The sequence below is a fragment of the Thalassotalea marina genome, from assembly GCF_014656435.1.
Lineage (GTDB): Bacteria > Pseudomonadota > Gammaproteobacteria > Enterobacterales > Alteromonadaceae > Thalassotalea_C > Thalassotalea_C marina.
Map to the genome: position 1 here is coordinate 181,009 of NZ_BNCK01000009.1, position 22,473 is coordinate 203,481.

Sequence of the window (22,473 nt, forward strand, 5' to 3'; positions counted from 1 at the left end):
GTTCCGCTACCCTTATTCAGCAGAGTTTTGTGCAACAGGCACAACAATTAGATCTGGTGTTAGTTGCTTGCGTGCAATGCGCAGTGCTTTAGTGATATCAACTCGATATTCTGCACCTAGCTCCTGCCAACTCTTTGATGCTTGATCCCATACACCCATTTGCTGACCATCACGACTACGATAGACAAAGCTCACACGACCAATTCTTAGAAAATCTACATCAAGCTCTTGACCGTTAACTTGCTGTAATCCAGTGTAAGCTTCAATGGTGCGGCCATAGTCAACTTCTACTTGATAAGCCTCTAATACTTGGCGGAATTTTTCAGCCACTGAAACATCTGCACGTTCAAGTGTTTTGCGTAAATGCGCGATGCGTTGTGAGCGTTCTTGTGGTAGGAAAGGCACATCAAGTTCAACAAACTGCGCCAAAGTATCAATCATGCGCGCCATTAATGGTGAAACTTGACGCTCAATTACACTGACTTGTTCCATTGAAACAGCCAACTGTTGTAGTTCTTTTAGTTGGTTATCAATTTGGGTTTGCATTTGTTTGTTGTAAACATTCAAACCGTCAATTTCTTTGTTCACTGTTTTGAATTGTTGCAACTTGCTTTGAATTTGGTCGCTAATGCGATCGACACGTTGTTGTGATTGGTTAGCAGATTGCGTAATTTTCTCACCAGCATCAACGACTTTTTCTACTTTAGTCTCTTGAGCTGAAAAGCCAGAAAATGACAAGGTAGCAGCACCCAATAGAACGCTTGCTTGTGCCAGTTTGGACAATTTCATAGTTAAACCTTCGTTTGATTAAACTGCAATGTTGCAGATTGCTAAAAAGCACATTTCCTCTTTTTAGCGTGAAAAATGACTGTGGGAAATTTTAATGAGCAATTGTGACAGTTAAGTTTCAGTATTATTGCAACTTTATTAAATGACAAAAAAGTGACATTTATCTTACAGTTACATCGAGTCGACGCCACAAAGCCTTGGGGATCCCCAATGCAATTACCTTAACAGGCGTTTGTGATTTTTTTATGTCAGGATGATGACAAAAGCAGCAACTAGTAGTATTTTTAAACGCGCTTTACTGCACTAGTGCTGTTATACTTAACTAGTCTTGTTCAAAGAGGTTGTCGATGCAGTTGACAGATTTACGACAAAAATCTCGTGTAAAACACTTGCTTTGTGTTTTGATCACTTGCTGCGCGACTTTTAAGCTTTTTGCCAACGAATATTACTTTGCCTCTATTGACCACCTTGGTGAACAACAAGTAGCGCAGCGGGTGTTACCGCAAATCTATGCTCAATTAGGTCACAATATTCATATCACCCCATTAGCGGCTAATCGCGCTCAATACGAAGCCAATTCAGGGTTAAAAGATGGTGAAATATTACGGATTTTTAGCTACGGCAAGGAAAACCCTAATGTCATCCGGGTACCGACCCCTTATTATTCACTCTCCACAGCGGTATTTGTCTTAGCGGGCGCAGATATAAAAATTAACTCAGTTGCTGATTTAAAAGGCTACCGTATTGGGCGTGTTCGAGGGGTAAAACATACGCTAAACGCCACTAAAAATATTGAAAAGGTTTATGATAGTAACAACACCAAACAGCTTTTTTTACAGCTTATCGTTGGTAACATTGATATCGCATTAACCAATCACCAAGATGGATTAATGACCTTAAAAGAACTTAATGTCGACAGTATTCAGCTAATCAATAAGTCCATTGCAGACGAGCCTTTATATCACTACCTTCACAGGAAAAATATTGACTTAGTAACCCCTGTGGACAATCAAATTAAAGCAATGAAACAAAGCGGTGAGTTACAACAACTAATTGACGAAGCAGAGCTAGCGGTTTATTAACAAAAGTGAACAGCCAATTTAATCATCAAGTTTAATGACCTACCCTGATGTGATTTGTTACACTGCGCCCTTCTACACAGAACTGCCAACGCTATCAACTTATGACTCAACGTTTTAATAAAGTATTTATCGTAGGTTTACCGCGCACAGGCACCACCAGTTTATGCGTTAAATGTTTAGAGCTTGGCTTTAATGTCGCGCATACCGCTTATACTCAACAAACGTTTGAACAGGCTCAGATCATTGCCGATACACCGGTGTTTAACGACTTTGTCTTACTTGATCAATACTACCCAGATAGTAAATTTATCTTGTTAGAACGAGAGATTTCTTTGTGGTTACCTTCAATTAAACAATTACTTAACCGTATGAGTCGTAATTTGTTAAGAACAGACGGCGGCTTTAATCCGATCATTAAACGCTGTTACACAGAAACATTCGCACCATTTGAACCTGAACTTATCAATAACGATGAATTTTTAGCAAACTGTTATTTTTCACATCAAAGCAAAGTGCTTAGTTACTTTGGCGATAAGCCAAATCAGTTATTAAGGTTAAACCTAACAAACAGCGACGCTCCACAACAACTTGCTAATTTTTTAAACATCACAGCGCCAGCCTCTGCATTTTCCGTGATTAACAAAGGCGGTAAAGTAACCGCATGGAATGATTTAAAACACCCCAGCAAAGTACCCTCAACACGAAATGGTAAAACCAGCCCTTTGCTCTATTTGAGTTAAAAAGCAAAAATCCAGAAACAATCCAACAAATCACTTGCTAACCACTGACACTTTAATGATAATACGTCGCATTTAGATTTAAGTGTTCAGATGTCAAATTGATCTCTGTTTTTTCTGTTGGCCACTTGCGTATTTTAGCTTTGCTCAAAGTTGTTGTCGCAAGTTTAATTTTGTCTTACCAATACGCAAACAAAGTAATTATCTTTTATGGTCTTTAACACGACATTTCCCATTTATACGTGGTTAGCAATGGCTGTTTTATTTAGTAGCGCTAGCGTAATTTTTAGCTATGCATTATTTAAAGGCAGCTATCTAAAATTAGGCTTAAGTAGTTTAACGGGTTTGTCGGGTGTTGCTGGGATAGCCAGTTTTCATCAGTTTGCTGGAGGTCAATTGGGTACTGTGTATTTCTGCTTTTTTATTGCTACCGTTGCCTGGCTATTAATCTTTCGAAAAGTATCTTATACGCCGCTGCCTTTAATCAATGTAAAAAACGTAAGTAAGAGCAATCAAGCTAAGACATATACATTAGACTTACAAGGTAGAATAAAGCCTCTCGTTATCCTGATATTATCAGGTGTTTTGGGCATGTTGGCCGTGTTATTTATCACGTTGCTTTTACCAATACCGCACAGCAAAACATTAGCGGTAATAACGCTACTTTTCCCACTCGGCTGGGCCATTTATGTTAAATGGAATTCAATGGCTAATCATTTGTTAAAAGCCATATTTGTTTTGTTATCACTCTCCGTTTTAATTGCTTGGAATATCTTTGGAGTGATGTCATGACCCGAAAGGCCAAAGTTTTCAAACGTATTCTAACGTCATATACAAGTTTGGGATTGTTTATCGGCGCACTTTTGTACCTTATCTGTTTGACCGGCACTTTAGCGATTTTTCATCCTCAATTTGAGCGCTGGGAACAACCTAATATCAACGAATATAAAACATTAACAGTAAGTGGCATCAATAAAGCGTTTAAAGAATATCAATTTGCTTATCCTGATTTTGATTCAGCCGTGTATTTACACTTTCCAAGTGACGAGCTGCCCCGAGCACATATGTCTGCCAATGGGCAAAAGTGGTGGCTAAATCAAGATGGTAGTTTCAGTGTTTTTGTGTCACATCCATGGACTAATACCTTGCGTGACTTGCATGTTTATTTGCATATACCTGAAACCATCACAGCGCTAGTGATTAGCTTCATTACCGTTGTTTTATTACAACTGATGCTAAGTGATTTATCAGCACATAACCGCTTGATAAAAGATATTTTTTGCCGCACTTTTAACAGCAATGAACAAGCTAAACAGCCTACAGATAATGACAAACAATATGCGAGCAACCCGCCTTGGTATTTATTGTCTGCACTCGCCTGCATATTTTTTATATTAACGAGTGTTATTTTGTACTTTTCGACACTAGCCTTTTATCAAGCTAAAGAAGAAAAAGAAAAAGAAGCCATGTATTTACAATCATCGGTAAATAATCAAAAGACCAAATTGCAATTGGATAAGGCATTTATTCGTTATCAACGCATAGCACCAAACTCGTCACCAATTTATATTGCCGTAAAAGGTATGGGATCCAGTAATCCAAAAATTGAAATTGCAGCAATTTTCTCCAGTAAATTATCTTATTCCGAAATTTATCAATTTTCTGCCAACGGTAAGCTGATTGACGCCAGAGGCAGTAATACTAGAGCTGTGACTAAACAATCTAAGTTTGTAGCATATCAACGACACTTTAATGATTTTGCTGATGTTGCCTTTAAGGTTGTTTATGTCATGCTTGGCTTAACACTCTGCTTCATTTGTACTAAAGGGGTTAATAAATGGCTCAGAAAAAGAGAGGTTGTAGATCAAATCACCTACCAATGGACAGGTTTTATTTTTGCTGTCCCTTGCGCCTTGTTAGCGGCATTACTTAGTTCATTTTTATTTAATGATTACACCCAAGAAAGCTTTTGGCTAACCTTAGTTGCCGCACAACTTTTAAGTGCAACGTTAAAAAATACCATGTTAATTAAAGTGACATTAAAAGACTGTTGCATTTTTTTGATTGTAATGGTCATCGTGATTTACCAAGTAAGGTATGGACAATTAGCAGCAGAGATTTATGCAATATTGATTAATTTGGCACTGCTCGCCGTTGTTTTTGCCCTTTGGCACTCAAGAAACAGAAATTGGCGAAACTACCAAATGACCAAAGCGACTCATTCATAGCATCACATTGCGCTAATGATAGTAATGGAGCGGGCTACATAGGTTTATAACAACCACTGTGTACACATAAGCCATTGAGCAAAATAAAAATTCTAAATTTTCGTAATAATAACCAGCGCAGAGCGACTGCATGCAAAAGTTTTATTCAAAGGAGATAAGCATGCGCTTGATAATACAACTCGTGTTGATAACCATCATTGCTTTTTCGATTTACGGCGGGATTAAAAGTAGCGAATGGCAGTACCCCATCGCCATTATTACATTAGCAGCACTTGTCTTAATCGTCAGTAAAGTTCGCAGTAATAACAACTCAACAAAGAATTCAGCTACAGCTACAACAAGCAGTGGATTTATCGCTACAACGACTAGTTCCAGCAGCGATTCTGGTGGTTGTGGATCAGATGGCGGCGGGTGCTGATATTACATAGGACGGTACACTGAAACAAAAAAAGCCCTTATCTAAGGGCTTTTTATTCTAAAAGAGCGTTAAATTAAAACTCGTAGGTATAACTTAAGCTGATACTTGTTCCTACTTCTTTTTCACGAACGGCAATTCCTGACTGTGTCACTTCTTGATTTTCATCAAGCAAGTTTTTAACTTTTAACTTAACTTTAGAGTTAAAATCAGGGTAATAAGTGTAAACAAGGTCAAGTGCGTGGAATGGCTGTTCCATCGCATCTTCACGCCCACCTACACCCGACGCCACAATACGCTCACCAAACACATTGTATACAATTGAACCTGAATGATTACCATCAGCAGAATCATAATTCAATTGGAAGTTAACAACATATTCTGAATGGCCAGTCATACGTTTAGTTGGGTTGGTTAAGTTACCTGCAAGCGCTGGGTCAATCTCTACTTCAGAATCACTAAAAGTAATATTACCCGAAGTAAAGAAACCATCAGCTAAGTAGGTTAAGTCGTGCATCCATTCAACTTCAACCCCTTTAACCTCGCCCGTTTCACCATTAACAAAGCTTGCCGTATACGAAGCATCGTTAGCGGCCAAGATAGTTTCAATTGGCGATTCAATATCTTTATAAAATCCAGCTACGCTGAAGTTATCACCGTTATCTGCGTAATATTCATAACGCAAATCGTAGTTTTTCATTGGGCTGCTTTTTAGTCCCACACGCCCAAACGTACGAAAATCCGTTAACGGGTCAAAGTAGGCAACAGGAACAACTTCACGTAAATCAGGCCTAACAACTGTTTCACCATAACTGGCGCGTACTTGATAGCGTTCGCCACCTAAGTAAGTGAAGGCTAAAGACGTGTATACGTCGTCTTCGTTGATACTACCTTCTTCAATCTTTTCTGGCGCATAATAAATGTTTAAATCTTCTTTGGTGAAGATCAAGCTCGAGGTACCTATTGAGCTTTGTTTAAACTCTTCATAACGTAAACCGCCACTGAAGCGTAAGTTGCCATATATCAAGTCGAATGAACCATAGGCAGCATCAATTTTTTGAGCCGCTAAATAATCATCAGCATCAGGCGCCGACGGTTCATTAAAGTCTACTAATATACGTCGACCTTGGATAAACTCCTCCGTTAAGTAGCTTGCACTATTTAATGGAGACGCAGAGCCTTCGTTTACCACAATACTTGAGCCAGAATTGTTATCTACCGTATAACTTGAGGTGGTGTAATAGCGACCGCGATCTGAAAAGTCATAACCAGTTTTAAGCTCAAGTTCATAACCATCGCCATAAATAGGTAAAGTTAAATTACCACTGTATGACTTTACGTGATCTTCCATGTCCGTATAGTTATATAGCGCACGGTTGTCATCACCTGTAATACTTGTGCTAACGTAGTTACCGTTTTCATAAGTATCAAAAAAACGATAACTCGCATCTAATGGAATTTCAGTGTTCGCTTCAGACTCGGTGTACTGCCAATCTAAACCTAGGCCCCAGTAATCAACAAAAGTATGTTGGCCAATCACTTGGTTAACTAACAGAGTACGTTCTTCATAATTAAACTCATGAAGTCTGTCTGCTCGACCGTCATTAACGATAGTGTAAATATTACTACCACTTGGACTTTGTACTTCTGCTACTTCCACTTCATCTTCGTTATCAACTAAATACAAGTTGTTAAATGATAATGAGTGATTGCCAATCTTATAACCGAAATTTAAAACGCCGTTATAACGCTCTGTTTCTGTTGTTACTCGCGATTTTTTAACCACAGTGTAACAACTTGCAGCAACATCCTCAGCGGTAGCTAAGGTTTTAGAGCAGTTTTCAGCCAAGTTTTGGTTAATAATATTTGTCGACTTATCGGCAGAATCAGCTTCATTTGAATAAGCAATAGCAGCTAAAAAGCCAATGGTGCCACCAAAGAAGTCTTCATCAAAACTATTTCCAATATGCGCTTTTACGTCGTATTTCGGATCTAAAGATTCTTCTTTAATTTCCAAGTCTCTTGGTAAAGCCATCAATAAATCATTATTAGTTTTGAGCGCAATCTGTGAAACAGATTGTGTTTCTGTCGCTGTGATACCGTCACGCTTAATAATGTTGTCTAGACTAAAGTTACCACGATATTGCACAATGGCATCTTTTAAGCTTTTTGGAATGTTTCCGCTTGGTCTATCGTAAGTATAGCCTTTATCAGCACTTGCATTATACCCAAGCCCAACTTCGATGCTTGAAGTGAACTCACTCGGTACAGATTTGGTTCTAATATCAATTGAACCACCACCAAATGCAGCAGGCATGTTCGCAGAAAATGCTTTTTGAACGGCCATGCTTTCGATAATGCTTGAAGGGATAATATCTAGAGGTACTACGTTTCGTGTAAGATCTGGACTTGGGATATTAGCACCATTTAAACGGGCGCTTGAATAACGCTCACCTAAGCCACGAACGTAAATAAATTTACCATCAACTAACGTTAAACCAGTTACTCTTCGTAAAGCAGAAGCTGCGTCACTATCACCAGTGCGAGACATTTGCTCTGAGCCTAAAATATCAGCAACAAATGCTTGGTTTTTACGTTCGGCAATTACTGATGCTGCACTTCCTTGCAAACGAGTTGCCTTGGCAACTACTTCTTCCATTGCTTGCTCTTCTTCAGCAAGGGCTTGGCCAGTAACGCTAAACAAACCCAACCCGACAGCAACCGCTAGCTTTTGGAGTTTGTATTGCTTTGTCATGTTAATTTCCTAATTCAGTGTTTAACAAAAAGGCGCCCGTAAAACTTTTAGCGGCGCCTTATTGATTTTGTAACTAAGTGGTTAGTCTGCTCTTGCAGCAGTTACTGCTGTTTCTACCCACTTATACCAAACTGAACTAGTGTCTTGGTCTGATACTGCACCAACGAAGTTAACTGAATCAAAGAAGCTTGTGTCTAAATCAGCAAGGTTGTTTGCTTCAATAGTAATCGCTGCTGAGCTTGTGTTCGTTGCAAAGCCATTACCAGCAAGTACGTCTGAATCAGCTGCGATACGAATATTAGAGCCACCATTGTCGTACCAGTTTTCTACTGACATGCCAGCAGGCATTTGATTTGCGTCTTTGAATTCACCAGCACACGCCATCACAGAGTTGTTGAACTTGATTTCAGCTGCATTTTTTAAACCATCTGGATCATTGAATTCAATACAGGTTGATTCATTTGTCGAGTTTTCACGTTTAACAAATAAAACATTGTAATAGTTAGATTTGATTGCATCATCAAACTTAATTGCTTGAGACGATTTTTCATCACGAACAGACTTACCATCTGTTGTTACAACAGTTACGTTAGCAATTGTTGGGAATGATGCAGGTGCTTCGCTATAGTCTGCACCACCGTTTTGTTCACCGTCTGTTTCAAAGCCGTTATTACCCATGTATGCCGTTGCACCGCTACGAGTTGTGACAGTACCGTGTTCTACATAAATAAATTGAGCGTTACCTTGCCAGCCAGCATCAATGTCGATTGCGTCATCTTGAGTATCTGTTACAACAATGTGTTTGATATTTGCTGCACCACCAAAGAATTCAATGCCATCATCGTAACCTTGATGAATGTGAATATAATCAAATGAAGAGCCAGAACCAACAGCGTTAAGCGTTAAAGAGTTTAAATCTTCTCCAGGCTCACCACCAATTTTTGGACCAGACCCTGCGTACCAAATTTTAGCAAACTTGATGTTACCGCTACCGTCAGAGTTATCATTACCACCAAAGTAAGTTGTTACACCTTCAAAAGGTTGGCTACAAGTATTTGCGGCACGCTGTGCGTTAGTACAATGGTTAGTTAAACCGTTACCATTGATGATGATACCACCCCAGTCAGCAAATTCTGCGCCTTTACCTTCTAAATCATGACGGTCATAAGCAAAAGCAGAGGTGAAAGTAACTGGCTTGTCAGCTGTACCTACAGCTTGAATTTTTGCACCACGAGCGATTCGTAAGATTGCTTCACCCGATTTAAATGCCAACGTTGCACCAGGTTTAACTGTCATTGTTGGGCCATTAGTTGGAACAACAAAACCTTCAGCAGTATTACCGTCTTCACCGATTAATAACGCATCTTCAAATACGTGAATACCACCGTCAGGTAACTCATCAAATGTGATATTAGAAGTGATAGAAATATTTTTACTTGCAAATGAATCATTGTATAAACAATCTTTACCGTCGAAAGTACCTTCAACAGTACCGGCAGCAGATTCGTAGCTTGCACATTCCACTTGGTCTGTGTTACCACCATTGGTTGTGTTATTTGAATTATTAGTGCTATTGTCAACACTATTGTCATTTACTGTTGGTTCAATTTTAATATCGCCACCACAACCTACTAGTGCTAAGGCACATGCTACTGCGCTAACTTTAAAAAGTGTTTTCATTTGCATCTCGTTTACTCCGAAGAATATATTTTTTGTTTAATGTTTATGTTCAAACTGACTAAATGAAATTTTTATTGAGCTAACCGTGTTCATAAAAACTTCATTTAATCAGCTTGATTAAAAGTTTCGGATATCCTACGGAGAAAAAATGACAAAAATGTTTTGGAAATATGTAGTTTTTGTTTCAGCTAAATGACAACCAGATGACAGCAACACTACGCAAATTTCTATTAATGAGGTACAGTTGTAAGATGCACTGTGCAATTTGCAGGCACTTTCAGGTGATAATGACAGCAGCAGTATAGTTGTAGAATGGTTGTAGAATGGTAACTGTTACGTTAAATATTGAAGAATTGTGTGTTGGAATGTATGTGCAAGATATTATCTTGCGCAACAACCAACACAAAGTTAAAAATCGCGGAACGGTGAATTCTGACCGCACTATCGCGATGTTAAAAAAGCAAGGTGTCGCCCAAGTTGTCGTGCAAATGACACCTGAAGAAGCAGAAAATCTGATAAAACTGCGCAAACAAAGTAATGAATGTGAAGTTTCTGTTGACGAAGAATTCGCTCGTTCATGTCAGATTTATGACGACGCGACAGAAAACGTAAAACAGCTATTGCTAGACACTTCGATCAATAAACCTCTTTCTCCACAGGCGATGAACGCTATTGCAGGTGAAATCACAGAGTCAGTAATGCGCAACGAACACGCTATTACAATTTTAACTCGCTTACGTCAGCGCTCTCAGTATCAATGGGAACACGCGATAAACTGTGGCATTTTGGTGTGTGGTTTTGCACTGTATTTAGGGTTAAAAAAAGCAACGGTCAAAGAAGTAACCTTAGGTGCATTGTTACATGATATTGGCACAGCCAAAGTACCAACCGCTATTTTAGACAAACCTGGCGCGCTAGACTTTAGCGAAATGAACGTCGTCAAAAAGCACGTATTTTGGGGTATTGAACTAGCAAAAAAAGAAGGCTTTGCCAGTCCAATTATCGTCGATATGTTAGTTAACCATCATGAACGGCTAGATGGCTCTGGATATCCTCGAGGGATAAAGAAAAATAAACTGACCAAGTTATCCCGAATGACCGCCATTGTTGATGTTTACGATGCTATGACAGGTGATAAACCGCATAAAAAAGGCGAATTGCCGCTAACCGTACTCAGGCATTTGTTAACACAAAAAGACAAATTTGATGCGAATTTAGTACAGCAATTTATTAAATATCTTGGAGTTCATCCAGTTGGCTCGTTGGTGCAATTGTCCAATGAAAAGTTAGCCATCGTGATGGAAGGCAACCGTATTGAGCCACTTAAACCTAAAATTAAGGTAGTATTTAGCTTAAAACTTAATAAATTTATTACTCCAGTAGATCACGACCTGACGGAAGAAGACTTTTCAATTATTGCCTGTGTACACCCCGAAGACTACCAAATAAACCTCAATAAGGTACTACGAGAGCTGGTCGCGTAAACAATACAGAAGCCTGATGCAGACGTGTTAACTAATGCCCCATTTTTGTAGCTTTCTATATATTGTTGATGGGTTTACGCCTAATTTAACAGCTGCTTGGCTTACATTCCCAGAGCAAGCATCTATTGCCGTTAATATTGCATGCTTTTCAATATCTTCCAAGGTGCCATTAATTTCTGCTTGTACTGTATTTTGTAAAACCTTTTGATTTTGATGTTGTGATTTTTCTGTTGCTGTAGTGGCGGCTAGAGGTTCATTGCCAATAGCACTTTGAATATGTTCTTGGCGAATATCTTTTTCGTTATTCATGATCACCACATGATGAATGACATTTTCAAGTTGCCTAACATTACCCGGCCAAGCATAAGATAAGATAAATTGCTCCGCCCCTGCCGTTAACTTCATTGCAACTTTATTATGCATTTTGACAAACTTATTCAAAAAGTATTGTGCTAACACGATTTGATCTGTTGCTCGTTGGTTTAACGGAGGAATATTAAGTTTAATCACCGCTAAACGGTAATAAAGATCGGGCCGAAACTCACCCGTGGTTGTTGCTTGCTCTAAGGCGGTAGACGAGGCAGAGAGTATTTGCGCGTTCAACTTTAACACCTTGTTATCGCCAAGTGGCGTATATTCACGCTCTTGAATAACACGTAGTAGTTTCGCTTGTATGTTTAACGGTAACGTTGTCACCTCGTCGAGAAACAGTGTGCCCTCTCCAGCCTGAGTTAACAAACCCTCAAAATCTTGATCTGCGCCAGTAAACGCCCCTTTTTTATGACCAAACAATTGAGACTCAAGCAAATGTTCATTTAAATTAGCACAGTTAAATGCAATAAATGGTTGTAGCTTTCTGTAACTTAACTCGTGACACGCTTTAGCAACGAGTTCTTTCCCCGTTCCAGTTTTCCCGTTAATAAATATGGGTACATTGGCACCAGCTACTTGCACAATTTGTGCTTTTAATTGCAACATCCCTGCAGACTCTCCAATAATTGACGTGATATTGGACTCTTCTCCTATTTCCTTATCTAAGTTGCATAAATTTTGCTGCACTAGCGCAATTAACTCGTCATTTTTCCAAGGTTTAGATAGAAACTGATGAATAATATCATCATTAAACCCATCAATAACCTGTTCAAAATCTTGATGAGCGCTTAACAAAATTCGATGACAATCAGGGTGTTTTTCTTTTACTTGCGACAAAAATTCTAAGCCTGTCATAAATGGCATACGCAGATCTGAAATAACCACTTGAGGATTAAACAAAGATAAGTTTTCCAATGCTTCTCGTGGAGAAGTAAACGTCTTTATCTCAATCGGAAACTGAAAAAACAAACGCTCAATTGCTTTAAGGATTTGCGCCTCATCATCGACAATAAATATACAAGCTTGATTCATTTCAGCACTCCCTTGCTATTGTTCTGAACAAAAACAATTAGCGGCTGTTCTATATTTTCTTCTAACAACAATAGCTGCTCGATAGATTTGTTGGTTAGCTTTTCCCCTTGACCAAGCAATAGCTGACCTGAAGAGTTTAATAAATCCTCACTGAGCACCATATCGGCCCGTAACTGTTGGACTAGCTTTGGTGATTCGATAGAGTATGGGCAGTTATCACGGAAAATACCTTCCAGTTTATCAAGCAAAAACAGCTCAAAACCGTCGACTACTTTGTTTTTTAATAAGATAATAGCGCGTTCAACTGACATGACTTGCCCCGTAAGCTTACCTCTAATCGCATAATCAAAAAAAACCACATGACGAATCACTTTAGCCGCCAAAGAAATGCTTTTAACATCCTTTTTATCAAGTTGATTGCACCAATGAACAAATAGCTGTTGAATCAATTCTGCACATGGTTTTAACACGTCAACACTTGCTAGCAATTCTACCGAGGCATCATTTAACTTAAGTCTTAACACCTCATCTTCACGGGTATATTTATCAATAGGTTTATCCAACTCTTCATGTCGCCCGCCAATTAAGCCAATTTGATAAAACAAAATAGCTATATAGATATGAGTTACTTCCGTGTCTGACAACGACAATTCATGCGCCAACGCTTTCCCATAGTTAGCGACCCTTAGTTGTTGATTGGCAGATTCACCGCTTTGATTTGCAGTTAAAATTGCCAATAAATGCAACAGCTGTTTGTTCATATCATTATGACGATACAAGGTGTGCTGAGACTCGTACTGCTCATTCAATATATTTTGCAATACTCCCATAATAATCTGTCTATCCATTTCATAGCGCTCGATGTTTTTTTCCAAAAACATCACTTTGCGCTCACGCTTTTGACTTGCTAATAATTCAAAGCTCAGTTGAAACAACTTTTGTTTTAATTCATGATTTACCCAAGGCTTAGTAAAATACGCTGAAATGTTTGCTTTATTTATCGCCTTCTGTGCAGCTTCAGAGTCGGCATATCCTGTTAACACACAACATTTGGTTTCAGGGCTAAGTCGTTTTATTTGTGTTAAAAAATCTTCACCTGACATATCAGGCATTTTCATATCAGATACCACTATATGAGTGGGGTGTAATCGAAAAAAAGCCAAAGCCTTCACAGGTGAAGTAAACACATGTAATGAAAACTCTCTACCCAATACTCTTTCTAATGACTTTATTATTTGTGGTTCGTCATCAACAACTAAAACACTAGGCCTCATTAAAATTCCTTTTTTACTTTTGAATAAATGACTTATCAAGGTCTATACTCTTTACAAAGTATAGATGAGAGTAGGAAAAATTGTGAAAGGAGCTGTATTTAACGGATTTGAACAATTTGTCACCGAACGATTCGGTTTATCACAATGGCAACAACTTCTCGACAAAAGTAATTTCACTACCGCGGGAATTTATCTCGCATCAGACTTTTATGACGACAATGAACTGGTCACCTTGATAACTCTTCTTTGTCAGGCACAACACATTGAATTACCTGAGGCGTTAAGAGATTTTGGCTATTATTTTTTTGATATACTTTACCGCAAAATTCCGCCTGCCCCTGCGGATCAAACATTGTTCGACTTTTTACGTTCCGTTGATAAGGTTATCCACGTTCAGGTAAAAAAAACCGACCCTCAAGCTTATACGCCTGCTTTGTTTTATGACTCACCTGATGATAAAACTATCTTGCTAAGATATGTTTCTCAGCGAAAGCTTTGCTTTTTTGCTGAAGGCTTAATATTAGGCGCAGCACAAACGTTCAACACACCCGTTGACGTTACACAGACGAGTTGCCAACACCAAGGGGATAAAGATTGCATCATTAAGGTAGAGTTGTGTCAGCAGAACTAGAACAACAAATCGCGTTATTGTCTAAAGCTTTAGAGCGAGAAAAAAAAGCAAGGCAACAGCTTGAGCATAAAATTGAAGCATTTAACGCAGAGCAATTTGAGATAAATAAAGATCTACTTTCCTCCTATGAACATGCTCGTGTTCGTGAAGTGCAGTTGCAGTTTTTAACTTTTTTATCAAAAAACAATATTGATGATAAATCGTTAAACGAAATAACTCATTATTTTGCCTCCAATATTAAAGAGTTATTTTCCCAAGCAAGCTGTTTAATTTACAAGCGAATCAATGGCCAAATTCAAGAGTTAAAATATCAAGCGCATGGCATGCCCGATTGGCAGGCAATACAACTGAGTGATGACGAGCTACAGGAGTTACCCAGAGCAAAAGAGTTAAACAAATGGCAACGGCAAGAATTTACAGCAAGTGCAAAGCAACTTGCCCATTATCGTGGAGAACCGACGCTAGTTATCAATTTTTCAATTAAAGAACGCTACCAAGTGGGCATTGTTCTAGTCATTGAACACTATTGTTACAGTGATGATTTTAAAGACACGTTACAAATTGCTGCCAATCAGTTTGCCACAATCATTTCAAAACGTCTGACAGATGCAGAACTTTCGCTCAATTACCAAAAACTAAAAAGCACCGTAAAAACACTGCGCTCTACACAAAAACAACTCGTTCATGCAGAAAAAATGGCGTCACTAGGCACGCTTTCCGCAGGTGTAGCACACGAAATCAATAACCCTTTAAGTTATCTCGCCAGTAATTTAGAAACGTTAAATACTTATGTCGATGAAATTGAAACGTTTGCTACCCACCAAGGCGTGGCTCCTTTTGTACAGCAAAACAGTAAAATTTCATACGTATTGGATGATTTACCTGATCTATTGTTTGCGTGTGTCGACGCCACTAAACGTATATCAAATATAGTCAGTGGCCTTAATAGTTTCTCACGTAAAAATGACGAAAATTTATCCCCCTTGGATATCAGTTATCCCATCGAAGCCGCCGTTGCTATCACCCATAATGAACTGAAATATAAACACCAAGTTCAACTTGATTTTAACCACCAAGGCGCGTTGGTTTCCGGTAACAAAGGCCAATTACAACAGGTGTTTACTAACTTTTTAATTAATGCTGCACACGCTATGCCTGAAGGCGGAAATGTATCAATTTCAACCCTAGTAATAGAGGGTAACTTACAAATAAAAATTAGTGACCAAGGCATTGGTATGGAAGAAAAAGTACTGGCAAGGATCTTTGAGCCGTTTTTTACTACAAAGGCAGAAAATGAAGGTACAGGGCTCGGATTATCCATAACTTATGCCATATTAACCGCACATAATGCTGTGGTAGAAGTAGTTTCAACAAAAAACAAAGGCACCACATTTTCTATTATGATGCCTTTAACTTAGCGATTTTTGCTTATGGATTTTATAAACTATTTACCCTGCGATCAGGTTTGTAGACATGAAACACGTTGTATCGACTTGCAGATAACACCTGCTCACTTGGTTCACGAAACATAATTGAAATATCTATTTCATCGTCGTTGTAGTCAGATTTTTTATCGCAATAAATCATGCCACTAACAGGGTAAACACCAAGTTCTAAATTTACTTCACCAATATGTAACGCGTCACCATTGTCGTCGCCTACAAGATTAATGCGCTTGTCGATCACTCGTTTTTGATTAACGTAAAACTTTGAATAACAGCTCCCCATTTTACGCACTCCACGCTCATTTTTAATATCGGCATGTTTGCTTACAGTAAACTTAACCGCTATTTGATGACGGCCCTTTTTCATACTGGGTAACAAGCCATTAAGCAAATACATACTTTTATTTTGTTCGGTTATACCATAACGCTTATGGCTAGCAAGCGAAAACTTAGTTTCATTTAATACAAAGGTACCAACGTCTTGCTCTAATTGCATAAGATTAGGGTGCTCTGGCACTGGGTAAACACGTGTTACCCAGCCTGGAAACAGGTTATTGTTTTTTACAGCGAGCTCTTCGATTTTTTCATAAGAGCCTTGATAAGGGTTTATCGCTCTAAGCCACGAAAGCTCAGTTTCAAACGCTTCAATCTTTTTCTCTTGCGCTTCTACTGCTGAATCATGAGATTTCTTTTGGCTATGAATCAAAAAGCCTGATGCGGCAATTGTAATAAGTAACAAGGTAAGCGACACCATAAAATAGATGTTGCCCTTACGTTTAGAAGAACCGTGATAATATCTGTCTTTTCTGTATGCACTGTATGAAGAAGCCATCGCTAATACCTCCAACCTGAAACTTCAGAATATCCAATGCAAAGTTAAGCCCAATTATTTTTAACGATATAATTCAATAGCTTTACTAATTCTAGCCAGCATAAGCCTCAAATATTTTTGCAAAATGCAATGCAAAAACGTAGAACTTATTGCATTTTGCCTAAAAAACAAAAGACCAAATAAAATAAACAATTAAATTCAATTAGTTAACTAAGGCTCACATTTTGCAACACTGCTTATGACACCGAATTACGGAGCTTATTATGTTAAAACCCCGAAAATTATTAGCACTAGCCTTGTTAATTGTTTCTTTGTCGGGACATGCTGTTGAACAAGTAGACGTTGAACTACAGCTTTTAATTGACATATCAGGCAGTGTTGATGCTCAAGAATATGACTTACAAATGCAAGGTTACAAAGCGGCATTTGAAAGTGATGCTGTACAAGATGCAATTTTAGCTGGGGAATATGGCAAAATCGCAGTACAGCTAATTATGTGGTCTGGCGCAGATCAGCAAGCAATCATGATTGATTGGGCACTTATTGATAGTGCACAAAGCGCAGATGATTTTGCCAGTTTAATTGACTCACTTACTCGTCCCTTTTCAGGCTGGACGGCTACAGGCAGTGCTGTCTCATTTGCCTACCCAGAATTTTCCACCAATGATTTTGACGGGACTAAACAAGTAATAGATGTATCTGGTGATGGAATACTCAATCAGGGGAGTTCTGTTGCTGATGCAAGAGATGAAGCCCTAGCCGCAGGTGTTGATACAATTAACGGTATTGTCATCACTACAGATCAAGCGGTAATAGACGAATACGCAAACGAAGTTGTAGGTGGTGATAATGCCTTTTTGCTGGCACCTGCGACTTTCGATGACTTCCAAGCTGCTATCGAAACTAAACTTGTTGCCGAAATCCAAGGCACAACGCCAGAAGGTAACCTTTTAGCCACACCCGTTCCAGAACCACCAGCACTAGGTATTATGCTGTTTGGCTTAATCTATTTAATGTTTACACGAAAATCCAAAATAGGAGCATGCTCATGAAGTATCTATTGTTCTGCTTAACCCTACTAAGCTTATCCGTGCAAGCCTTTGAAGACGATAAACTGAAGTTTGAGTTTGGTCGTGTTATTTTCAATGAGCTTCAAGAAGCGATTGGCTTTGAACACACAGAAAAAATTCCAGTAGTATTAAAAGGTGCCAACGTCATGTATGGCTTGTTAGTCACTAGTGAAACAGACGAGATACTAACACTAGACTCGGTTCACACCATCCCAACGAAAGATAACAAAGTGATAAAAGTGATTGGTAAATCCATCAATATGAAACACAAAGCGGCGATATTTTTGAAAACCGAAAATAAAGATGTCGTTGGTGATTACAAAATGGAAGTTTTCATTGATGGGAGACTAATCAAAACTTTTGATTATCAGTTAGTTTCTAGTACGTAAGCAATGAACAATTGCTGTCCATTGCTTACCTTTGCATTAACCGTTTTCTTTAGCAAAAGATCTTAACGATTTACCATTGCATTGCACGTTATTTAGAGAGTAGCGTGCATGCTTTTGCATTTGTGACAAACCATTGTTTGCAACATTTGCACATAACATTGATTCATATGAATCATCTGTTGCATATACAGTAGTAGACGGCTGTTTAGATTTTGTATTTGCCTTAAATGCAAACGACTTGATACTCATACCATTACAATAAGTTTGCTCTAAATTATATGTGTACTTTGGACCAAACTGTTTTGCTTTTAGTTTAGCCGCTTTTAAACCTGAAGTGGCAGCCGCTAAGCAGATTTCAGTTTCGGGATTGGTATCTGCAGCATAAAAATCAGCATTATCACTGTGCGCTAACGCAGTAAAAGATGTTGCTATTAATAGTGTGCTTACTAAAGACTTTTTCATAACTACTCCAATATGATGCCTCTGTAAAATTTTCGGCGCGGATCCTACGCGAAAAAACGATCAAAAACCAACCAATTAGAGTAAATACTTTATCGATTAACGTAAGGTAAAACGTACACTTTACAAGTGTATTTCAAAAACTCTTTGCGAATAAATTAGTTATAAAAAAAACCACGCCAATTGGCGTGGTATAAAAAACGTGAGTTAGTTTTGACGATTACATACTAGAATTTTGTTTGGCGAAAGCCGTTAACGATAAACCATTGCAAACAACACCGCTTGCTTTGGAACTAAACTGCTTTAATACTGCTTTAGCTCCTTGTTGCGCTGCTAAAGCACACATTTTTGACTCATCACTCATATCAGCAGGTACAACCTTGATTGACTTGCTAACAATCGTTTTGGCCGAATTTGCGAATTCTCGGATCGAGACACCATTACAACTAGTTAAGTGCAAAAGGTTAGCTTTGTAACCATCTACTGACTTTGCTGCAGCCTTAGCAGCATCATAACCTTGTGTTGCTGCTACAACGCAGAAACTAGATTCTAAACTACTGTCAACAGCAACAAATTTTGCATTTTCGCTTAAAGCAAAAGCTCCTTGCGACATAACTAATAAAGAGATACCAAGCGCTAACTTTTTCATATCTACTCCAAATTTAGTGAATAAAGGAAAGTCATCAAAACTAGAGTAATTATACTAATCAAATTTAATAATTCAACATATTTTTGTAATTTAATTACATAAATACACGTACAAACAAGTTAAACCAATAATAAAACTGGATTATTGTGTAATTTAATTTCATTTAGTGATTTTTAACTACATAAAATACAAACACTTAAGACCAGATAAATAATATTCATTTGCATTTAAATAAAAAAGGTAAAAAAAAAGACCAAGTTAAAATACTTGGTCTTTTAGAGTGAACTTAAAAAATTAGTTCAGATTAAGGCATCATCATTTCTTGATCTTCGCCCTCTTTCTCTACCACTTCTGGTATTAAGTCTTCTCGAGAGATACCTAATACTAAAGCGATTGAACTGGCGACATAAATTGATGAATAAGTACCGATAAAGACACCAAACAATAGTGCAGTAGCAAAACCGTGAATTAGTGCACCACCTTGGAAGAACAAGGCAAACAATACTAATAATGTCGTTATCGACGTGATAAATGTACGACTTAGAGTTTGGGTCAAAGAAATATTAATGATTTCAGCTGGACCACCTTCACGTACTTTCCTGAAGTTTTCTCTAATACGGTCAGAAACAACAATAGTGTCATTAAGTGAATAACCAATTACCGCAAGTATTGCCGCCAATACGGTTAAATCAAATTCTAAACCTAGAACAGAGAATAAACCTAAGGTTAATAATACGTCGTGGAATAAAGCAAACACAGAGCCTAAGGCGAATCGCCATTCAAAACGAAAAGCAACATAAACCAAAATACAGATCAATGCAGTAAGCATTGCTAAGCCACCTTGCTCTGTCAGTTCATCACCAACGCTTGAGCCAACAAACTCTATACGTCGCATGTTTAGCTCTTGACCAGTGCCTTGTTTTAAAACCGTTAGTACTTGATTGCCTAACATCTCAGCTTTAATGTCTTCTTGAGTTGCTAAACGAATAACAACGTCTTTTGAGCTTCCGTAGTGTTGTACTACGGCGCCTTCAAAGCCATTGTTATCCATGATTTCTCGAATAGCATCTAAGCTTGCAGCTTCTTCAAAACCAACTTCAATTAAGGTACCACCAGTAAAATCTAAACCAAAGTTAAGTTTATTAATGCTCAAAGACGCAATAGCTGCAAGCATCATCAAGATACTAAATATCATTGCAACTTTGCGTAAGCGCATAAAATCAACAGTTTCTTTCAACTTTAATAATTGCATTATCTACACTCCTAAATTGAAAGTTTGTTGAGACGTTTTCCGCCCCAAACACTGTTCACAACAGTACGCGTACCGATAATTGCGGTAAACATTGAAGTGATGATACCGATCGAAAGCGTGATAGCAAAACCTTTGATAGGTCCAGTACCAACAGCATATAAAATTATCGCGGCAATTAAGGTCGTAATGTTTGCATCTAGAATGGTAGAAAATGCAGCATCATAACCTTGATGTATAGCTTGCTGTACTGACTTACCTTCACGTAATTCCTCGCGGATACGTTCAAAGATCAGTACGTTTGCATCAACAGCCATACCAACAGTTAGTACGATACCTGCCATACCAGGTAAAGTTAGCGTTGCACCAGGAATAAGTGACATAACACCAACAATTAACACTAAGTTGGCAGTTAATGCCAAATTGGCTACTACACCAAACGCGCGGTAGTAGAACAACATGAAGACAAATACTAGGGCAAAGCCTCCAATAATCGCTTGCATACCAAGTTCAACGTTTTCTGCACCTAATGATGGTCCAACCGTGCGTTCTTCAACAATTTGAATTGGCGCAATTAACGCACCAGCTCTTAGCAATAGTGCTAAGTTAGTTGCTTCGGCTTGTGAGTCTATGCCAGTGATCCTAAAGTTTTTACCCAAACGCCCTTGAATAGTAGCGATCTGAATAATTTCTTCATGCTTTTCAAAAATTGTATTTCCTTCACTGTCAACACGATCCGTTGGCTTGTATTCAATAAATACCGTTACCATCGGCTTACCAACATTGATTTTGGTAGCGTTAGACCACTTACTTGCGCCAGGTGAATCAAGTGTAATGTTTACTTGTGGACGAGAGTATTCGTCAAAACTTGAACCAGCATCAACAATATGGTCACCGGTCAACATAACACGCTTTTTAACCAGCGACGGACGACCATTTCTATCGTATAGCAGCTGTGAATTTGCAGGAACTCGACCGTTAAGCGCAGCACTGATATCACTTTCGCTGTCTAACATGCGAAACTCAATCGTTGCTGTAGCATTAAGGATTTCTTTAGCTGTTGCCGTATCCTGAACACCTGGTAGTTCAATAATAATGTTCTTTTGACCTTGGCGTTGTACTAATGGTTCAGCAACACCTAGCTCATTCACACGATTACGAATAATGGTAATATTTTGTTGAAGTGCATATTCACGTATTTCTTTCAGTTTTTGCTCTGTCATTGACACGGTTAATGTTAACTGTGTGCTATCATCAGCAAATAGATAATCGCGGTAACGTTTTTTCAATGCAGACTCTGCTGCATCTAAATCTTCGGCGTTTCTAAAAGTAATAACAACGGCATCACCTTCTTTTTTAACACCACGATAGCGAATATTTTCGTTACGCAAATCAGAACGAAAGTCACCTACCATACTTTCTTGCGCTTTTAATTCAGCTTCGTTCATATTAACTTCCATGGTAAAGCTAACACCACCACGTAAGTCTAAACCAAGTTTCATTGGCACACCGCCAATGCTATCCAACCACTCAGGTGTGGCAGGCGTTAAATTAAGCGCAACAGAATAGTCACCACCTAGTACTTTATCTAGTGAATCACGAGCTTTTAATTGTTGCTCAGTGTCTTTAAAACGCACAAGTACTTGGCCATTTTCTAACGCAATACTTGAGAATTCAATTTGTTGCTCTGTTAGATGTGACTTTACGTTGTCTAATGTTGAAGTTGTTGTTTCAGCGCCTCTTAGCCCTGAAATTTGTACTGCTGGGTCTTCACCATAAAGGTTGGGCATTGCATACAACGCACCAACAATTACGATTAAGAGCACCATCAGCTTTTTCCACAATGGTGAATGGTTTAACACAATATGTTCCTATTAATTTTTATTAGGGACAAAGCAAAT

The 22,473-nt window shown here is 38.5% G+C and carries 20 protein-coding genes; 10 read left to right on the forward strand and 10 right to left on the reverse strand.

The window, feature by feature from the left end:
• Positions 1-12 precede the first annotated feature (12 nt).
• The gene (locus tag IE199_RS18160) at positions 13-789 is read right to left on the reverse strand and encodes a DUF3450 domain-containing protein (protein WP_189773510.1); all 777 of its coding nucleotides are present in this window, start codon (positions 787-789) and stop codon (positions 13-15) included.
• Between the two features lie 347 nt (positions 790-1,136).
• On the opposite strand from IE199_RS18160, the gene IE199_RS18165 reads away from it, so the two are divergent.
• From IE199_RS18165 to IE199_RS18185, 5 genes are all read left to right on the forward strand, one after another.
• Positions 1,137-1,871 carry a substrate-binding periplasmic protein gene (locus tag IE199_RS18165; protein ID WP_189773512.1) on the forward strand — a complete coding sequence of 245 codons (735 nt, stop codon included), beginning with the start codon at positions 1,137-1,139 and terminating at the stop codon, positions 1,869-1,871.
• Between the two features lie 101 nt (positions 1,872-1,972).
• A complete protein-coding gene (locus tag IE199_RS18170) occupies positions 1,973-2,611 on the forward strand; it encodes a sulfotransferase (RefSeq protein ID WP_189773514.1) in 639 nt (212 codons plus the stop codon).
• Positions 2,612-2,860: 249 nt separating this feature from the next.
• Positions 2,861-3,400 carry a hypothetical protein gene (locus IE199_RS18175; RefSeq protein WP_189773516.1) on the forward strand — a complete coding sequence of 180 codons (540 nt, stop codon included), beginning with the start codon at positions 2,861-2,863 and terminating at the stop codon, positions 3,398-3,400.
• Positions 3,397-4,836, forward strand: coding sequence for a PepSY domain-containing protein (locus IE199_RS18180; protein ID WP_189773518.1), 1,440 nt, complete (start codon positions 3,397-3,399; stop codon positions 4,834-4,836). Before IE199_RS18175 ends, IE199_RS18180 begins: the two co-directional genes overlap by 4 nt.
• Positions 4,837-4,996: 160 nt before the next feature.
• Positions 4,997-5,254, forward strand: coding sequence for a hypothetical protein (locus tag IE199_RS18185; RefSeq protein ID WP_189773520.1), 258 nt, complete (start codon positions 4,997-4,999; stop codon positions 5,252-5,254).
• 73 nt (positions 5,255-5,327) lie between these two features.
• Here IE199_RS18185 and IE199_RS18190 read toward each other — a convergent pair whose 3' ends face one another.
• Together IE199_RS18190 and IE199_RS18195 are read right to left on the reverse strand one after the other, a co-directional pair.
• Positions 5,328-8,006, reverse strand: a complete 2,679-nt coding sequence (locus tag IE199_RS18190; RefSeq protein WP_189773522.1) for a TonB-dependent receptor plug domain-containing protein — start codon at positions 8,004-8,006, stop codon at positions 5,328-5,330.
• Between the two features lie 81 nt (positions 8,007-8,087).
• On the reverse strand, positions 8,088-9,692 hold the full coding sequence (locus IE199_RS18195; RefSeq protein WP_189773524.1) for a beta-helix domain-containing protein: 1,605 nt from the start codon (positions 9,690-9,692) through the stop codon (positions 8,088-8,090).
• A 317-nt stretch (positions 9,693-10,009) separates the two neighbouring features.
• Here IE199_RS18195 and IE199_RS18200 point away from each other — a divergent pair, with 317 nt between their 5' ends.
• Positions 10,010-11,170 (forward strand): HD-GYP domain-containing protein, encoded by a 1,161-nt coding sequence (locus IE199_RS18200; protein WP_189773526.1) that lies wholly within the window; start codon positions 10,010-10,012, stop codon positions 11,168-11,170.
• A 27-nt stretch (positions 11,171-11,197) separates the two neighbouring features.
• Here the strand turns inward: IE199_RS18200 and IE199_RS18205 are convergent, their stop codons facing one another.
• Both IE199_RS18205 and IE199_RS18210 read right to left on the reverse strand, forming a co-directional pair.
• Positions 11,198-12,574 (reverse strand): sigma-54-dependent transcriptional regulator, encoded by a 1,377-nt coding sequence (locus IE199_RS18205; RefSeq protein ID WP_189773528.1) that lies wholly within the window; start codon positions 12,572-12,574, stop codon positions 11,198-11,200.
• On the reverse strand, positions 12,571-13,848 hold the full coding sequence (locus tag IE199_RS18210) for a response regulator (RefSeq protein WP_189773530.1): 1,278 nt from the start codon (positions 13,846-13,848) through the stop codon (positions 12,571-12,573). Before IE199_RS18210 ends, IE199_RS18205 begins: the two co-directional genes overlap by 4 nt.
• 82 nt (positions 13,849-13,930) lie before the next feature.
• Here IE199_RS18210 and IE199_RS18215 point away from each other — a divergent pair, with 82 nt between their 5' ends.
• A complete protein-coding gene (locus IE199_RS18215; protein ID WP_189773532.1) occupies positions 13,931-14,479 on the forward strand; it encodes a heme NO-binding domain-containing protein in 549 nt (182 codons plus the stop codon).
• A complete protein-coding gene (locus tag IE199_RS18220; RefSeq protein WP_189773534.1) occupies positions 14,464-15,897 on the forward strand; it encodes a sensor histidine kinase in 1,434 nt (477 codons plus the stop codon). The genes IE199_RS18215 and IE199_RS18220 overlap by 16 nt, the downstream gene beginning before the upstream one ends.
• A gap of 19 nt (positions 15,898-15,916) precedes the next feature.
• Here the strand turns inward: IE199_RS18220 and IE199_RS18225 are convergent, their stop codons facing one another.
• Complete coding sequence (locus IE199_RS18225; RefSeq protein ID WP_189773537.1) at positions 15,917-16,756, reverse strand: hypothetical protein; 840 nt, start codon at positions 16,754-16,756, stop codon at positions 15,917-15,919.
• Positions 16,757-17,019: 263 nt separating this feature from the next.
• Between IE199_RS18225 and IE199_RS18230 the strand changes: the two genes are divergently transcribed.
• Both IE199_RS18230 and IE199_RS18235 read left to right on the forward strand, forming a co-directional pair.
• Positions 17,020-17,808 carry a DUF1194 domain-containing protein gene (locus IE199_RS18230; protein WP_189773539.1) on the forward strand — a complete coding sequence of 263 codons (789 nt, stop codon included), beginning with the start codon at positions 17,020-17,022 and terminating at the stop codon, positions 17,806-17,808.
• Positions 17,805-18,215 (forward strand): hypothetical protein, encoded by a 411-nt coding sequence (locus tag IE199_RS18235; RefSeq protein ID WP_189773541.1) that lies wholly within the window; start codon positions 17,805-17,807, stop codon positions 18,213-18,215. Before IE199_RS18230 ends, IE199_RS18235 begins: the two co-directional genes overlap by 4 nt.
• 36 nt (positions 18,216-18,251) lie before the next feature.
• On the opposite strand, the gene IE199_RS18240 is transcribed toward IE199_RS18235, so the two are convergent.
• The 4 genes from IE199_RS18240 to secD all read right to left on the reverse strand — a co-directional run bounded on the left by IE199_RS18240 (position 18,252) and on the right by secD (position 22,434).
• Positions 18,252-18,677 carry a hypothetical protein gene (locus tag IE199_RS18240; protein ID WP_189773543.1) on the reverse strand — a complete coding sequence of 142 codons (426 nt, stop codon included), beginning with the start codon at positions 18,675-18,677 and terminating at the stop codon, positions 18,252-18,254.
• Positions 18,678-18,894: 217 nt separating this feature from the next.
• Positions 18,895-19,323, reverse strand: coding sequence for a hypothetical protein (locus IE199_RS18245; protein WP_189773545.1), 429 nt, complete (start codon positions 19,321-19,323; stop codon positions 18,895-18,897).
• 304 nt (positions 19,324-19,627) lie between these two features.
• Complete coding sequence (secF, locus tag IE199_RS18250; protein ID WP_189773547.1) at positions 19,628-20,575, reverse strand: protein translocase subunit SecF; 948 nt, start codon at positions 20,573-20,575, stop codon at positions 19,628-19,630.
• Between the two features lie 11 nt (positions 20,576-20,586).
• Complete coding sequence (gene secD, locus IE199_RS18255) at positions 20,587-22,434, reverse strand: protein translocase subunit SecD (protein ID WP_189773549.1); 1,848 nt, start codon at positions 22,432-22,434, stop codon at positions 20,587-20,589.
• Positions 22,435-22,473 lie beyond the last annotated feature (39 nt).

Bases quoted from the DNA above. Each gene is read 5' to 3' on its own strand.
- IE199_RS18160 (WP_189773510.1), bottom strand. From the start codon at position 789: ATGAAATTGTCCAAACTGGCACAAGCAAGCGTTCTATTGGGTGCTGCT.
- IE199_RS18165 (WP_189773512.1), top strand. From the start codon at position 1,137: ATGCAGTTGACAGATTTACGACAAAAATCTCGTGTAAAACACTTGCTT.
- IE199_RS18170 (WP_189773514.1), top strand. From the start codon at position 1,973: ATGACTCAACGTTTTAATAAAGTATTTATCGTAGGTTTACCGCGCACA.
- IE199_RS18175 (WP_189773516.1), top strand. From the start codon at position 2,861: ATGGCTGTTTTATTTAGTAGCGCTAGCGTAATTTTTAGCTATGCATTA.
- IE199_RS18180 (WP_189773518.1), top strand. From the start codon at position 3,397: ATGACCCGAAAGGCCAAAGTTTTCAAACGTATTCTAACGTCATATACA.
- IE199_RS18185 (WP_189773520.1), top strand. From the start codon at position 4,997: ATGCGCTTGATAATACAACTCGTGTTGATAACCATCATTGCTTTTTCG.
- IE199_RS18190 (WP_189773522.1), bottom strand. From the start codon at position 8,006: ATGACAAAGCAATACAAACTCCAAAAGCTAGCGGTTGCTGTCGGGTTG.
- IE199_RS18195 (WP_189773524.1), bottom strand. From the start codon at position 9,692: ATGCAAATGAAAACACTTTTTAAAGTTAGCGCAGTAGCATGTGCCTTA.
- IE199_RS18200 (WP_189773526.1), top strand. From the start codon at position 10,010: ATGGTAACTGTTACGTTAAATATTGAAGAATTGTGTGTTGGAATGTAT.
- IE199_RS18205 (WP_189773528.1), bottom strand. From the start codon at position 12,574: ATGAATCAAGCTTGTATATTTATTGTCGATGATGAGGCGCAAATCCTT.
- IE199_RS18210 (WP_189773530.1), bottom strand. From the start codon at position 13,848: ATGAGGCCTAGTGTTTTAGTTGTTGATGACGAACCACAAATAATAAAG.
- IE199_RS18225 (WP_189773537.1), bottom strand. From the start codon at position 16,756: ATGGCTTCTTCATACAGTGCATACAGAAAAGACAGATATTATCACGGT.
- IE199_RS18230 (WP_189773539.1), top strand. From the start codon at position 17,020: ATGTTAAAACCCCGAAAATTATTAGCACTAGCCTTGTTAATTGTTTCT.
- IE199_RS18235 (WP_189773541.1), top strand. From the start codon at position 17,805: ATGAAGTATCTATTGTTCTGCTTAACCCTACTAAGCTTATCCGTGCAA.
- IE199_RS18240 (WP_189773543.1), bottom strand. From the start codon at position 18,677: ATGAAAAAGTCTTTAGTAAGCACACTATTAATAGCAACATCTTTTACT.
- IE199_RS18245 (WP_189773545.1), bottom strand. From the start codon at position 19,323: ATGAAAAAGTTAGCGCTTGGTATCTCTTTATTAGTTATGTCGCAAGGA.
- secF (WP_189773547.1), bottom strand. From the start codon at position 20,575: ATGCAATTATTAAAGTTGAAAGAAACTGTTGATTTTATGCGCTTACGC.